Source organism: Shewanella sp. HL-SH2, assembly GCF_051164935.1.
Taxonomy (GTDB): Bacteria; Pseudomonadota; Gammaproteobacteria; order Enterobacterales; family Shewanellaceae; genus Shewanella; species Shewanella glacialimarina.
In genome coordinates this window covers 153,317-167,966 of record NZ_CP195035.1, presented here as the reverse complement: position 1 = coordinate 167,966, position 14,650 = coordinate 153,317, and the positions used below count along the sequence as shown (strand labels likewise).

Here is a 14,650-nt window from a genome sequence, read left to right as displayed (position 1 = left end):
GATGAGAGAATAATGAAATCTTCTGCCGCGATGAGAAAATCAATGACGAATTCATCAATAATAAAAACCCTTCTAGGGTCAGTGCTATTAATTTTTGCCTTGCCGAGTGCTTTTGCGGCTAATCGCCTATTGGATGTGAAATATCATTCAATTGTCGATCATCAATTAGAATTAGAGCTGGTATTCGAGTCTGAAATCACTTCCCCTACAGTGGACCTTTCAGCGAATCCGGCCGAAATTATTTTAAACTTTGATGACACCATCTCTAGCTTAGCGAAAGATAAGTTACCGATCGATAGTGTGGGTGTGAAATATCTAACAGCACAGCAACAAGCCAGTGATCTTTCAGTTATTGTTGCGCTCAAAAGTGTTAAGCCTTATCAGGGTAAAATTGAGGGTAATACTTATCGATTAACGATTAACGATGCGGTATCAGGGCCTTCTAGTGCTGATAATCCATTTGTGAATTCGATACAAAGTATTGATTTTAGAAGAAATGCAAAAGGTGGCGGAGAATTATTATTTAATCTCAGCAATCGCTCTGTGGCTGCCAATGTCGAGCAGGTTGGTGCCAAGCTCGAAATTAAATTATATAACACTAATATCGGTGATGACTTATTGTATGTCATGGATGTTCAGGACTTTGCAACTCCAGTCAGTAGTTTTGAAACATTTAAAGAAGACTTAACCTCACGAGTGTTAGTCGATGTAGGTGGCAACTATGAATACAATTACAAGCAAGATGGTAATGTATTTACTGTTAGTATCGATAAAATAGAAAGAGTATCTGTTGCTAAAGAGGCTAAGAAATATAATGGCCGCTCTTTATCATTAAATTTCCAAAATATTTCAGTCAGAACTGTTCTGCAAATTATTGCTGATTATAATAATTTCAACCTAGTCACGAGTGATACCGTCGAAGGAAATATTACCCTACGTTTAGATGATGTACCTTGGGATCAGGCATTAGACTTAATTTTGCAAACCAAAGGACTTGATAAACGTATTGAAGGTAATATTTTGATGGTTGCGCCGAGTGAAGAATTGGCTATCCGTGAAAGTAACGACCTTAAGAATAAGCAGGAAGTAAAAGAGTTAGCACCATTATACTCTGAGTACTTACAGATTAATTATGCTAAAGCGGTCGATATTGCTGAGCTATTAAAAGGTACAGACTCCAGCTTATTATCGACCCGTGGCAGTGTAGCAGTTGATGAACGTACTAACACTTTATTGGTGAAAGATACTGCAGAGATTTTAGAAAGTATTCATCGTTTAATAGAAGTGCTCGATATCCCTATAAAACAAGTGCTAATCGAAGCACGTATGGTTACTGTTAAAGATGATGTTTCTGAAGACTTAGGTATTCGCTGGGGCATCACAGATCAGCAGGGTACTAAAGGCTCTTCAGGTTCACTTGAAGGTGCGGGAAGCATAGCTGGCGGGCTTGTTCCAAGCTTAGATGATCGCTTAAACGTTAACTTGCCTGCGGCGATTTCGAACCCAACAAGTATTGCTTTCCATGTGGCAAAGTTAGCTGATGGTACCGTGCTTGACCTAGAGTTAAGTGCGTTAGAGCAAGAAAACAAAGGCGAAATTATTGCAAGCCCACGTATTACAACCTCAAATCAAAAGGCTGCTTATATTGAGCAAGGTGTTGAGATTCCTTATGTGGAGTCAGCGTCAAGTGGTGCAACATCGGTTACCTTTAAGAAAGCGGTGTTGTCGTTACGTGTTACCCCACAAATTACCCCCGATAACCGTGTGATTTTAGATCTAGAAATCACCCAAGATTCACAGGGTAAAACGGTGCAAACCCCTACAGGTGAGGCTGTGTCTATCGATACGCAGCGCATTGGTACCCAAGTACTTGTGGATAACGGTGAGACGATTGTATTGGGTGGTATTTACCAACAGAACTTAATTAGCCGAGTGAGCAAGGTGCCAGTTCTAGGCGATATACCTTTAGTTGGCTTCTTATTCAGAAACACATCTGATAAAAACGAACGCCAAGAGCTATTGATTTTCGTGACCCCTAAGATTATTTCTGAAAAGTTATAACATACAATAAAATGATAAAGGCCAGCTAACTCTTAGCTGGCCTTTGCTTTTGGCTACATTATGGACTTTTATTGAATATAATTGCCACCATCACTTGCCAGCAGTAGCCTTAAGCTGAGATAATCCTCCGTCAAGTCTCAGTAGAGCAAGGTAATATTTTAAGCGGTCGGCTGTATCTTTAGTCGATCAGGCATTCTTTTATATAAGATTCAGACGTATACGAAATGGCTGAAAAACGTAATATTTTTCTAGTAGGCCCTATGGGCGCAGGTAAAAGCACAATTGGCCGTCATTTGGCTCAAATGCTGCATTTAGAATTCCACGATTCTGACCACGAGATTGAACAACGTACAGGCGCTGATATCGCTTGGGTGTTCGATGTTGAAGGTGAAGAAGGTTTCCGTCGTCGTGAAGCACAAGTTATTGCCGATCTTTCAGAGAGGCAAGGTATTGTGTTAGCAACTGGTGGTGGCTCAGTTCAGAGTAAAGATATTCGCAATTATCTTTCTGCTCGCGGAATTGTGGTGTATTTAGAGACGACTATCGATAAACAAGTTGCTCGTACGCAACGTGATAAACGTCGTCCATTACTGCAAGTTGATGACCCACGCGAAGTTCTTGAGAACTTAGCAGAATCGCGTAATCCTTTGTACGAAGAGATTGCCGATGTCATCGTAAAGACAGACGAACAAAGTGCGAAAATTGTCGCAAATCAAATAATTGAGCAACTCGGTTTTTAGGTAAAGCAATGCAACAAATTCAGGTCGATTTAGGTGATAGAAGTTATCCTATTTATATAGGCCAGAATTTGATGCATGATAGCGCGCTTTTTAGCCGTTACCTTGCAAACAAGAATATACTCATCGTTAGCAATGACACTATTGCCCCTTTGTACTTATCTACATTGGAACAGGCAATGGTGTCTTGTGCGTCAGTTGAAAAAATTATTCTGCCTGATGGCGAGCAATTCAAAAATCTCGAGCATCTGGATCTTATTTTTTCAGCTTTGCTAGAGGGTAATTTTGCTCGTGATTCAGTTCTCGTTGCTTTGGGTGGTGGGGTTATCGGCGATATGACCGGTTTTGCGGCTGCATGTTATCAGCGTGGAATTGATTTTGTTCAAGTGCCGACGACATTATTGTCTCAAGTTGATTCTTCTGTTGGCGGCAAAACGGCTGTAAATCACCCCCTTGGCAAGAATATGATAGGCGCATTTTATCAACCTAAAAGCGTTATCATTGATACCAATTGCTTAAAAACCCTTCCTGCTAATGAATTTTCTGCTGGTATGGCAGAAGTCATCAAATATGGCATTATTTGGGATGGAGAGTTTTTTTCTTGGTTAGAGCAAAATGTCGCCGCGTTAAAAGCGTTAGATACACAGGCGTTGGAATATACCATAGCCAAATGCTGCCAGATTAAAGCTGATGTCGTCACACAAGACGAAACGGAACGCGGAGTCAGGGCGTTACTTAATCTTGGTCATACCTTCGGTCATGCTATAGAAGCTGAAATGGGCTATGGTACTTGGCTGCATGGTGACGCTGTCGCAGCAGGCACAATTCTTGCTGCATTGACTGCGCAAGAACTTGATTTGATAGATGAGTCAATAGTTTGTCGTATTAGAAATTTATTTGTTGCATTTGACCTACCCGTTAATGCTCCTAAGTCGATGGATTTTGATAGTTTTATTAAGCATATGCGCCGTGACAAGAAAGTATTAGCTGGTAAGATTCGATTAATTTTGCCAACTGCTTTAGGTCAGGCAGACGTTTTCAGTGATGTTAGTGAAGACTTACTTGAGCGGGTGATCAACCGCGCATAATTGACGTGTGGTGGATTTTTTGACTTCAGCATTATTATTACTGCCAACCCAAGAAGAGCTCGTTGAGCGACTTCAGCATACCGCCAGCTATAGTGGACAGTTACTGTTATTATGTGGCCAAAAAGGATCGGGTAAATCTACCTTAAGTGCAGCACTAGCCAGTGAACTTGATGATTATAATTCGGCGCTTGTCCTTTGCCCTCAGCATGCTGCTTCAGCAGAGATCCGACGTAAAATTCTGGTTCAATTAATTTCTTCGCCTATTTTCGACGATGAAATCCCCCTGATGGATACCATTATGCGTATTCAATCAACGTTGACTAAACCCTTACATATCATTATTGATGATGCCCATTTATTGCCAAAAACCTTATGGGCAGAATGCATTCTGCTATCAAAAATTCAATGTGGCGGCTCAAATGTTTCAGTGACTATGGCAATGGATTCCTCTTATCTTTCAAAATTAATGGCTGAGCTATCCAATGACATGCGTCAGTTATTATTGCCTATTACCATTGAGCCATTGCCGATAGCAGAGCGGGATGGTTTATATCAAAGCTTACTAATGAGATCCGGTAGTACCTCTTTTATCGCGAGAGATATTATTCATCGTCAGCTGGAGAATCAAGCTGGAACACCCTTTGAAGTCGTTGAATTATTAAAATTAGCGATAACCGAGCCGAAACAAAATAGCCCTGCTTGGGGGATGAAAATCAAATTAGCCTCGTTGTTAATGCTTGTGACTGTATTGGTAATAATGGGCTACTTTGTTAAAAATGAGCCAAGGTTTAATCGAGTAGAATTAACCCTGCCACAGAAGCAATTGACCGCACTTCAGCAGCAACAACGAGACAGCGCTGAATCCTTTATCGTATTCTATGGTAAGACATTGATATCATCTATTAAGCCAGCGACAAAAAATAATCAAACTCATTCCCCTTTTGCGATACAGAGCATTAAACTCACGGGGATAGAAAAGGTGAGTCACAGTAGGGGGACTGAGCTTGTAATAGGCTCGACAGCGCTTAATAACAACGAGTCTATCGCTGATGCTGAAAGCTCTGCAGCTGAACCGAAAGCCGCTAGTTCGGATATGCCAAGTATTGTGAAAGATGTTCGCAAGCCAGTGCTCACAAAGATAAATGATAACAATGATCTACTTAATAAGGGCTATACGCTTCAGTTGGCCAGTGTAATAGATAAGAAATCATTAGAATCGATAATAACTAAAATCGGTAATAAAGAGTCTGTTTATATCGCTAAACATAAGCAGCGTTATGTGTTGTTGTTTGGTCAGTATTTTTCTCCACAGGAGGCTCAACAACAGGCTAAGCGGTTACAAGCTGAGCATGGCATAAGTGCTCCTTGGGTGAGAAAGTGGACCGATTTAAGCGAATATAGAATGGAACTGGAAAGTCGATGATAAATAAGTGTAAACAGAGTACAATCTCCAGCTTTAATTTTGGCAGCAAGTAACTTACTTTATGACAAAAAAGCATAGAGCCTTTCTAAAATGGGCGGGTGGAAAATTTAAACTCGTCGATGAATTGTCGAAACATCTACCAAAAGGTCAGCGACTAGTTGAGCCTTTCGTTGGTGCTGGCTCAGTGTTTTTAAATACCCACTATGACGACTACTTGTTATGCGATATTAATCAAGATTTGATTAATCTTTATGAAATAGTAAAGCAAAAGCCAGATGCTTATATCAAGGCGACCAAAGCATTATTTGTTGCTGAAATGAATAACAAAGAAGCTTATTATCAGATACGTACCGATTTTAATTTGAGCCGTGATCCTTTTACCCGCTCGGTATATTTTTTATACTTAAATCGTTTTGGGTTCAATGGCTTGTGTCGATATAACCGCAAAGGTGGCTTTAACGTACCTTTTGGTTCATACAAGAAACCCTATTTCCCTGAAGCCGAAATTCGCCATTTTTCAGCTAAAGCCAAAAATGCCACATTTAAATGTATTGGTTATGAAGGTGCATTCGCTTTAGCAAAAGAAGGCGATGTTATTTATTGTGATCCACCTTATGCTCCATTATCGACCACCGCAAGTTTTACTACCTACGCAGGTCCAGGCTTTAGTTTAGATGATCAGGCATTACTTGCCAGACATTCACGTCATACAGCCCATAAGCGCAATATTCCAGTGCTGATCAGTAATCATGACATTGCGCTGACCAGAGAGCTTTATCGTGGTGCAAAGCTTGCCACAATATCTGTGCAAAGAAATATTAGCCAGAAAGGTGCTTCGCGAATTAAAGTAGATGAAATTATGGCGCTATATGACCATCACTATTGTGACGATGAAGAAAACTAGGCTTGAGAGATTAGCTAAGGACTTGTTGCACAATAAAAATTAACGTTAAAACCATCACTACAGCTAGAGCAATGCCCATTAGAATAAAAGGCACAGGTGAAGTTGTTTTAAAATCTCGCTGACGATTACTATCGGTTTGTACCCCAAAAAATGCGGCAATCGTGCTGCTAAATACTCGCCAAAAAGACATTGTTAAATCTGCTCTGGCTTATTTGATGCAGGTATATCTGCAAGTGGTTTATCTTTATGACCATATAATAATTCAATTAAGTCGATAAAATGAAATTGACTTGAACGACTATTGCCAGAGATCCAATTTTTCCAACTTACATCATGTTCTTTGGTGGCACAGCGGTTGACTGGGTGGCTAGAGGGTAAACTCGCATTATAATTTACATCCGTATCACAGGCGCATGCCTGATCAATATTTTGTTTGGCTGTCGATGAAAATGCAAAACTAATTAGCACGACCAAGGTTGAAGTCGTCACCATAGCAGCGATCGATTTTACTGACTTAGTGCTAAGGTACGAAAATAAACGATGTGGACGTAATTCCATAAGGGGATCCTTTCCATTAATTAACGCCAGTATATTGCTGGCATTGTTCGTTTTCACTTCCAACAAACTTGAACTTAATATAATTTGTTTTCTAAAAAATTTAATACTTAATTAACAATATGTTAGTTTGCTTGATTTGCATTTAGCTTCTATGGAATTGATAGCTAGTTAATCATACTAGTGCATTGGTACCATCTAGCTGTACCTGAAATACTGCCAAAATCTTATTCATTATACCAAATCCGTATAGTTTATGAACATTTACAGCATATTTATTTTAAAAATCAAACTTGTTGCATACCTAGGGCTTTTTTTTGTCGTTTAACTAGAGGCTTTTCGCCTCAAAGGGTAAACTATTACTTCATTTATTTTGCTGCGAGACCAAGATGCAACCTTATTTAATTGCTCCATCAATCTTATCTGCTGACTTTGCCCGTTTGGGTGACGATGTTAAAGCTGTACTCGATGCGGGTGCAGATGTGGTGCATTTTGATGTAATGGACAATCATTATGTCCCTAATCTTACTATAGGCCCTATGGTTTGTACGGCATTACGTCAATATGGGATCACTGCGGATATTGATGTTCATTTAATGGTTAAACCTGTAGATAGAATAGTACCTGACTTTGCTAAAGCAGGTGCATCAATTATTACCTTCCATCCAGAAGCGTCTGAGCATGTTGATCGTACCTTACAGTTGATTAAAGAATCAGGATGTAAAGCAGGTTTAGTGTTTAATCCTGGCACACCATTGCATTACTTAGACCATGTAATGGATAAACTGGATGTTATTTTATTGATGTCGGTTAACCCAGGTTTTGGTGGTCAGTCATTCATTCCGTCAACATTAGATAAATTACGCCAAGTACGCCAACGTATTGATGCCAGTGGTTTTGATATTCGTTTACAAGTAGATGGCGGTGTTAAGGTTGATAACATTGCTGAAATCGCGGCAGCAGGTGCAGATATGTTTGTAGCGGGGTCGGCTATTTTTAGTCAACCTGATTATAAAACGGTCATCGATGAAATGCGCAGCGAGTTAGCAAAAGTATAGTCTATAACGTCAACTTTATTAGCAGTAAATAGTAGCCTAACCATGACAAATTTTGATCAAATACGTGCCATAGCCTTTGATTTGGATGGCACCTTAATTGACAGTGTGCCAGATTTGGCGGCCGCAACCAATGCAACATTACTTGAATTGGCTTTGCCACAAGCAAGCGAAGATCAAGTTAGGGGCTGGGTAGGCAATGGCGCTAAAATGCTTATGCACCGAGCGCTCAGCTTTGCACTGGCTAAAGAGGTTGATGAATCGCTATTAATAGACACTATGCCTAAGTTTATGCATCACTATGGTGTGTTTCTGGAGAAATATAGCCGATTATATCCTAATGTATTGTCGACGCTAATGGCTTTAAAACAGGCTGGCTATCGTTTAGCTGTGGTGACGAACAAACCCTATCGTTTCACTATTCCCCTATTAGAAGCGTTTGGTTTACGTGATTTTTTTGATCATGTGTTAGGAGGGGATTCATTGGCAAAAATGAAGCCTGATCCATTACCCCTTAATCACCTTTTGCAGCAATGGCAAATTGAACCACAACAGTTGTTGATGATAGGCGACTCTAAGAATGATATCTTAGCAGCTAAATCGGCCAATGTTACAGTCATAGGGTTAACTTATGGTTATAACTATGGTGAACATATTCGTTTAAGCGAACCGAATGAAGTGTGTGATGACTTTAGCCAAATCGGTCAGTTTTTACTTTCTAAATAATTTTATAATACAGTAATTGGAGCAACAAAACCCATGACTAAACCCATAGTTTTCAGCGGAGCACAGCCATCAGGCGAGCTCACCATAGGTAATTATATGGGCGCGCTACGCCAGTGGGTGGCAATGCAAGACACACATGATTGTATTTATTGTGTCGTTGACTTGCATGCAATTACTGTTCGTCAAGACCCTGAAAAATTACGTGATGCGTGCTTAGATACATTAGCGCTGTATCTAGCCTGTGGTGTTGACCCTGATAAAAGTACCGTGTTTGTCCAGTCACATGTGCCGCAGCATACTCAGTTAAGTTGGGCGTTGAACTGTTACACCCAAATGGGTGAGCTAAATCGCATGACCCAGTTTAAAGACAAGTCACAAAAGCATGCTAACAATATTAATGTCGGTTTATTTGGTTACCCTGTATTGATGGCGGCAGATATTTTATTGTATCAAGCGCAATCAGTGCCTGTAGGGCAAGATCAAATGCAGCATCTTGAACTGACGCGTGATATTGCCACTCGCTTCAATAATGCCTATGGCGATACTTTTACCGTGCCTCAGGCATATATTCCAGAACACGGCGCTAAGGTAATGTCATTACAAGAGCCGCTGAAGAAAATGTCTAAGTCTGATGATAACCGCAATAATGTGATTGGTCTGCTAGAAGAGCCAAAGGCAATTCTGAAGAAAGTTAAAAAAGCCATGACAGACAGCGACGAGCCACCAGTGGTGCGTTTTGATGTTGAAAATAAACCCGGTGTATCGAACCTATTGAGCCTGATGTCAGGTGTAACGGGTAAGTCTATTGCGACTTTAGAAGCTGAGTTCGAAGGCAAAATGTACGGCCATTTAAAAGTTGAAGCAGGTGAAGCAGTTGTTGCTATGCTTGAGCCGTTACAGGAACGTTTTAAGCAGTATCGTGCCGATGAAGCTTACCTTGAGCAGGTGATGAAGCAAGGGGCTGAAAAAGCCAAAGCACGCGCCCAAGCGACTATAGACTTGGTGTATAAGAAAATCGGCATGATTGTATAGGGTTTCTTATGCATAAAAAAGCACCTTTTTAGGTGCTTTTTTGATTTATACAATTAGGTTTTAAAGTTCGACTAATCTTCTTCTTTGGGCTCGACATATTCGAACACTTTAACGACTTTACGAACTCCGGCGGTATTGCGGGCTACGTCAACGGCCAGATCAGCTTGGCTACGTTCAATCAAACCGAGTAAAAATACCTCGCCATTTTCAGTAATCACTTTAATGCGCGTCACATCTAATGATTTCTCATTCAACATACGGCCTTTTACTTTAGTGGTTACCCAAGTGTCATTGCTACGGGTGGTAAAAGAAGTGGGATTACCAATACGTATTTGATTATGAATTTTACCGCCAATATTTAACTCTTGTACTGCTTTAATTGCTTTATCGCGCAACATAGAGTTAGGCGCTTGCCCATACATTAATACGTTACCGTTCATCACCACGCCAGTTATATTGGTTTGATTATTTAAGTCTTCGTATTTTGAAAGGGCGCCAGTAATATCAAAGCCAGCATTGGTATCACTGATTTGAGTAGACATACTGCGCTCATCATTAGCCATCTTGGCGCCACCAACAGCGCCAACCATAACTGCCCCAGCACATCCTTGCAGCAAGGCTATAACCGAGATGATGGCAACAAGCTTTATCATGCTTGTTCATCCTGAGGGAACAACGTACGGTCAATATTGTCACATAAGCAGTGAATGACTAATAAATGTACCTCTTGAATACGCGCAGTAACATTTGATGGCACACGAATTTCAACATCGCCAGCACTCATCAAGCCTGCCATAGCGCCGCCATCTTTACCTGTCATTGCGACAATAGTCATGTCACGGCTTAAAGCAGCTTCCATAGCTTTTATAATATTGCCAGAGTTACCACTGGTAGAAATAGCCAATAAAATATCACCAGGCTGGCCTAAGGCTAAAATCTGCTTAGAGAAAATTTCATCGTAACTGTAGTCATTAGCAATGGCTGTAATAGTTGATGTGTCGCAGCTTAATGCAATAGCCGGTAAAGGTGGGCGCTCAATTTCATAACGGTTAAGTAGCTCAGCCGAAAAATGCTGTGCATCACCGGCACTGCCGCCATTACCACATGAAAGAATTTTATTACCGCCGAGTAAACATTGCACCATCATTTCAGCAGCTTTTTCAATTGATTCAGGTAAGGCTTCCGCCGCATCAATTTTAGTTTGAATCGATTCTGTGAAACTGTCTTTAATACGTTCTAACATGCAACAATCCTTACGATATAGAATTTTTACTGGCGGCTAACTACCGGGGTGTATTGTCGCCAAGTCTGTGTCGATATAATGCCATAAATCAATGCTGTGGTAACTATTGATGCTTAAAAACATCCCTTAATCCAACTTATTTGTGTGTTATTTATGGCAATAACATCAAATCGGCAAGGTGGATTAATACCTTGCTGTTGCAAATAAGCGTTGGCACTGAGGCGAATGCGATTAATTTGCTTAGCGCTCAGTGCATTTATCGCGCCGCCAAAGGCTTGCGATTGGCGATATTTCACCTCAACAAACACTAAAGTCTGTTGCTGCTTCATAATGAGGTCAATTTCGCCGAACTTGTAGCGCACATTTGCGGTAACAAAGGTTAATCCTTGTTGCTGTAAATATTCTCTAGCCTGTTGTTCAGCGAGTTCGCCTGATGTCATAGTGGCGTGAGTTTACCTTTTTCGTATTTTCCCCAGGTTAATTGACGATCAATTAACCCATTAGGTTTTAGCGACAATGCACCGCTTCGGCCATTAAATTGGTATCCTGGAAATGCACGCATTTGGGCTAACCGGTTCACTAACTCGAGCGCGTCATACCCCATAACATATAGACGTTTTTGGCTGTTATTCCAGGTAGACCATAAAGATTCAACCATACGAGTTTCGTTACTTGGCTGCATTAACCAAGGTATGTCGCTGATCATCACTTTATTTAACTCTTGTGCCGACTGGGTTGATTCGTTTTCTAAGCGGCCGCGACTCGAAGTATAAAGTGCAACAGGTTCTGCAAATACACTGAAGTTAACGTCTAAAAAGGCTTTTAATAACGATAAATCTTGGTAAGCCGCAACCATATAGATAGCATCTATATCTTGGCGAGAGCGAAAATCAGCTTCAAGTTTGCTGCCCAGTATCTCTTTCATACGAGTAATTCTTGCCTGACTGTCTTTAACCCCTAAGGCTTCCTGCACCGTGACTTTCATTTGGTCGCCGCTATCAAAATAATGAATTTCAGCATTATTTTCTGTTAACGATAACCAGGTTTGATTAAAGCTTTCAGCCATACGTTTACCAATGGCGTCATTACTGGTTAGCAGTAAAGGTATCTTAACCCCATCAGCGTACAATTTACGCGCGGCATCACTGGCTTCTTGCGCGGGTGATAACGAGAAATAAAATTGATTAGACTGTGGCTCAAACTGCTCTAGTTGATTTAAATACAGTTGCGGAATAAGTTGCTCTTTACTTTGGTTTAAGCGTTGCAACTCTTCCACTTCATTAGGCAATAATGGCCCGATAATAAAGTCTGCACCGGTATCAGTTGCTTGCTGATAAGCTGCTTTGATGCCTATTTGGCTATCAATAAAATGCAGAGTGACATTGCTATCAAATTCGGCCATATAGCTGGCCATAATGCCCATTTTTATAGGTTCAGCAACAGCCGCTCTTGGGCCTGAAAGCGGTAATAGCACCGCAATGTTTTGCGGGCGATAAGGTTTAGCATTGAGCGCTTTTTCTAAATCAGACGGTAATTTTACCGCACCTGGATGATACGGGTTATTGCGTTGCCATTCGCCTAAATAACGAACCAGCTGAGTGGGTTCAACTGCATAGTGTTTAGCAATATAAGCGAGTTGTAGCCAGCCTGAAAATATTGGGTTTGCCGGTTCACGCATGAAGCTTTTAATGGTTTCTTCATGTAAGGGCTGTAACACTTTCCAAATAACGTCATTAACCTGAGTCGATTCAGATTTAGGCAAATAGTTACTTAACAAACTTAATTGTCTAATTTGATCGATAGGTTGTTGGATAGCCTTATAAAGGCGGGCTTTATACTGATGATATGTCGCCATTTGCCAACGGGGCAGTTGCCAATGGGGTGGATATTGTAATGTGTTTAATGCAGCCTGCGCATTTTGAGTCTTTTCATCAATACGCGCATTTAGGTAAATGTGCTCAGCCTGAATGGTAGACACTTTCACCATATTTTTTAGCATCGATGACAAAATGCTACGAGCAGAACTGTAATTACCATCATTAATATACGCATGGGCTGCTAATAACAGGTTGCGATCACGTTTTTCAGGTAAGCTGCTTTTGCTGGCTTCGGATAAATAAACACTTGCTGGTTGCTCTACAGACACTAATGACGTATTGACTACTTGATCAATACTTTCGGTTTTAGTGGCTGAACAACCAATCAATAATGCTGGTAGTGTCAGTGCCAATAGAAATTTAATTGAAATCAGTCTTTTTAACACAGGGCTTCACTCTGGTAAGATATTGGCTTTAGTTTAACCTGCTCTTACGCTGGGCGAAAGACTTGTGCAAAGAGATTATTGAGGTAGTTATGGATCAAGCCGCAGCACTTTATATTGTGCCCACCCCCATTGGCAATTTCGCGGACATGAGTAGCCGTGCAATTGAAGTGTTAAATCAAGTTAGCTTGATAGCATGTGAAGATACTCGGCACAGTGGCAGATTGTTAAGTCATTACGGTATTGAAACCCGTAAAACAGCCTTACATGACCACAACGAGCGTGATCGTGCCCAGTGGATTGTTGAGCAATTACAATCAGGTCAATCGGTTGCGCTTATTTCAGATGCTGGCACACCGCTAATATCTGATCCAGGCTATCACCTAGTTAAACATGTTAGAGATGCAGGTCATAAAGTCATTCCACTGCCGGGGCCATGCGCGGCAATTACTGCACTAAGTGCTTCTGGACTTCCCTCAGACAGATTCAGTTTTGAAGGTTTTTTACCGGCTAAAGAAAAAGGCCGTATTGATAAATTGACTGCGCTCAAAGAAGACCCGCGTACGTTAATTTTTTATGAATCACCGCATCGCATTGTTCACAGCCTGACTTCAATAGTTACCGCGCTGGGCGCCGATCGCCAAATTGTTATGGCCAGAGAAGTCACTAAAACCTTTGAAACCTTCTTATCAGGCACTGCTGAAGAAGTACTGGCGATGGTTATCGCAGATGAGAACCAGCAAAAAGGTGAAATAGTTATTATGTGTCATGGCTTTGCCCAGACCGATGACGAGGCTATACCCAAGGTCGCTATTGATACATTAACGCTGTTAGCTGCTGAATTACCACTTAAAAAAGCTGCCGCAATAGCTGCGCAAATACATGGTTTTAAAAAGAACGCATTGTATAAAATCGGGCTTGAACTCGGTTTATAATTTAAGTCATATCGATAAAGTAAACTATGGATTGGTTTGTTGGCAGGCTTACGCTATAATCCGCGCCGAGTTGGCCAGACAGTTGCCGCGTACTTAGGTACGGGGAGGAAAGTCCGGGCTTCAAAGAGCAGGGTACCAGGTAACGCCTGGGCGGTGTGAACCGACGACAAGTGCAACAGAGAGGAGACCGCCATTTTAGCTTGCTAAAATGGTAAGGGTGAAAGGGTGCGGTAAGAGCGCACCGTGCGGTTAGCAATAGTCCGTAGCAAGGTAAACTCTACCCGAAGCAAGACCAAATAGGGTTCCGCATGGCGCTGCTCGCGTTGGAACCGGGTAGGTTGCTTGAGCCTGTGAGCGATTGCAGGCCTAGATGAATAACTGTCCACGACAGGACCCGGCTTATCGGCCAACTCAACCTCTTTATAATAAAAGGCCTCACAGCGATGTGAGGCCTTTTGTTTTTACGCTTATGCCTATATACGCAGTAGCCGTTCTAACTCGCATGTTACGAAGGTTGGTATTATTTACGGCATAAGCTAATTTTATCAAAGATATCATCAGCCTTGTTGTCTAGTGGCAAAATCTAACTAATTTATCAAAGTGCTCAAAAACGGTTTGTGAGTGAAATTAA

Annotated in this window: 15 protein-coding genes and 1 other RNA gene; 10 read left to right on the top strand and 6 right to left on the bottom strand. The window is 41.2% G+C overall.

The genetic code is table 11. The annotated features are described in order from the left end of the window. The first annotated feature begins 12 nt into the window (after positions 1-12). From ACRWP9_RS00605 to ACRWP9_RS00585, 5 genes are all read left to right on the top strand, one after another. Positions 13-2,061, top strand: coding sequence for a type IV pilus secretin PilQ (locus ACRWP9_RS00605; protein ID WP_434927412.1), 2,049 nt, complete (start codon positions 13-15; stop codon positions 2,059-2,061). A 224-nt stretch (positions 2,062-2,285) separates the two neighbouring features. Beyond that, complete coding sequence (aroK, locus tag ACRWP9_RS00600) at positions 2,286-2,801, top strand: shikimate kinase AroK (protein WP_188842299.1); 516 nt, start codon at positions 2,286-2,288, stop codon at positions 2,799-2,801. An 8-nt stretch (positions 2,802-2,809) separates the two neighbouring features. Beyond that, positions 2,810-3,886: a 3-dehydroquinate synthase gene (gene aroB / locus ACRWP9_RS00595; RefSeq protein WP_434927411.1), complete on the top strand. Its 1,077-nt coding sequence runs from the start codon at positions 2,810-2,812 to the stop codon at positions 3,884-3,886. 19 nt (positions 3,887-3,905) lie between these two features. Further along, positions 3,906-5,309: an AAA family ATPase gene (locus ACRWP9_RS00590; protein WP_434927410.1), complete on the top strand. Its 1,404-nt coding sequence runs from the start codon at positions 3,906-3,908 to the stop codon at positions 5,307-5,309. A gap of 61 nt (positions 5,310-5,370) precedes the next feature. Continuing rightward, positions 5,371-6,213, top strand: coding sequence for a Dam family site-specific DNA-(adenine-N6)-methyltransferase (locus ACRWP9_RS00585; RefSeq protein WP_434927409.1), 843 nt, complete (start codon positions 5,371-5,373; stop codon positions 6,211-6,213). Between the two features lie 10 nt (positions 6,214-6,223). On the opposite strand, the gene ACRWP9_RS00580 is transcribed toward ACRWP9_RS00585, so the two are convergent. Beyond that, complete coding sequence (locus ACRWP9_RS00580; RefSeq protein WP_434927408.1) at positions 6,224-6,403, bottom strand: DUF2970 domain-containing protein; 180 nt, start codon at positions 6,401-6,403, stop codon at positions 6,224-6,226. Positions 6,404-6,405: 2 nt separating this feature from the next. Continuing rightward, entirely contained in the window at positions 6,406-6,771 is a 366-nt protein-coding gene (locus tag ACRWP9_RS00575) for a hypothetical protein (protein WP_434927407.1), read from the bottom strand. 386 nt (positions 6,772-7,157) lie between these two features. Here ACRWP9_RS00575 and rpe point away from each other — a divergent pair, with 386 nt between their 5' ends. The 3 genes from rpe to trpS are packed head-to-tail and all read left to right on the top strand — an operon-like array spanning position 7,158 to position 9,581. Further along, entirely contained in the window at positions 7,158-7,826 is a 669-nt protein-coding gene (gene rpe, locus ACRWP9_RS00570; RefSeq protein ID WP_226412835.1) for a ribulose-phosphate 3-epimerase, read from the top strand. A 42-nt stretch (positions 7,827-7,868) separates the two neighbouring features. Next, positions 7,869-8,549, top strand: a complete 681-nt coding sequence (locus ACRWP9_RS00565) for a phosphoglycolate phosphatase (protein ID WP_434927406.1) — start codon at positions 7,869-7,871, stop codon at positions 8,547-8,549. Positions 8,550-8,582: 33 nt separating this feature from the next. Next, positions 8,583-9,581 (top strand): tryptophan--tRNA ligase, encoded by a 999-nt coding sequence (gene trpS, locus ACRWP9_RS00560; protein ID WP_434927405.1) that lies wholly within the window; start codon positions 8,583-8,585, stop codon positions 9,579-9,581. A gap of 71 nt (positions 9,582-9,652) precedes the next feature. Here trpS and ACRWP9_RS00555 read toward each other — a convergent pair whose 3' ends face one another. The 4 genes from ACRWP9_RS00555 to ACRWP9_RS00540 form a co-directional block, all read right to left on the bottom strand. Then, positions 9,653-10,234, bottom strand: coding sequence for a BON domain-containing protein (locus ACRWP9_RS00555; RefSeq protein ID WP_226412841.1), 582 nt, complete (start codon positions 10,232-10,234; stop codon positions 9,653-9,655). After that, the gene (locus ACRWP9_RS00550) at positions 10,231-10,824 is read right to left on the bottom strand and encodes a phosphoheptose isomerase (protein ID WP_226412843.1); all 594 of its coding nucleotides are present in this window, start codon (positions 10,822-10,824) and stop codon (positions 10,231-10,233) included. Before ACRWP9_RS00550 ends, ACRWP9_RS00555 begins: the two co-directional genes overlap by 4 nt. A 113-nt stretch (positions 10,825-10,937) precedes the next feature. Then, entirely contained in the window at positions 10,938-11,264 is a 327-nt protein-coding gene (locus ACRWP9_RS00545; RefSeq protein WP_434927404.1) for a YraN family protein, read from the bottom strand. Then, the gene (locus tag ACRWP9_RS00540) at positions 11,261-13,087 is read right to left on the bottom strand and encodes a penicillin-binding protein activator (RefSeq protein ID WP_434927403.1); all 1,827 of its coding nucleotides are present in this window, start codon (positions 13,085-13,087) and stop codon (positions 11,261-11,263) included. The genes ACRWP9_RS00545 and ACRWP9_RS00540 overlap by 4 nt, the downstream gene beginning before the upstream one ends. Positions 13,088-13,176: 89 nt before the next feature. Here ACRWP9_RS00540 and rsmI point away from each other — a divergent pair, with 89 nt between their 5' ends. Beyond that, positions 13,177-14,019 (top strand): 16S rRNA (cytidine(1402)-2'-O)-methyltransferase, encoded by an 843-nt coding sequence (gene rsmI, locus ACRWP9_RS00535; RefSeq protein ID WP_434927402.1) that lies wholly within the window; start codon positions 13,177-13,179, stop codon positions 14,017-14,019. Between the two features lie 66 nt (positions 14,020-14,085). Then, an RNA gene (gene rnpB / locus ACRWP9_RS00530) (RNase P RNA component class A) lies at positions 14,086-14,437 on the top strand. Positions 14,438-14,650: the final 213 nt, after the last annotated feature.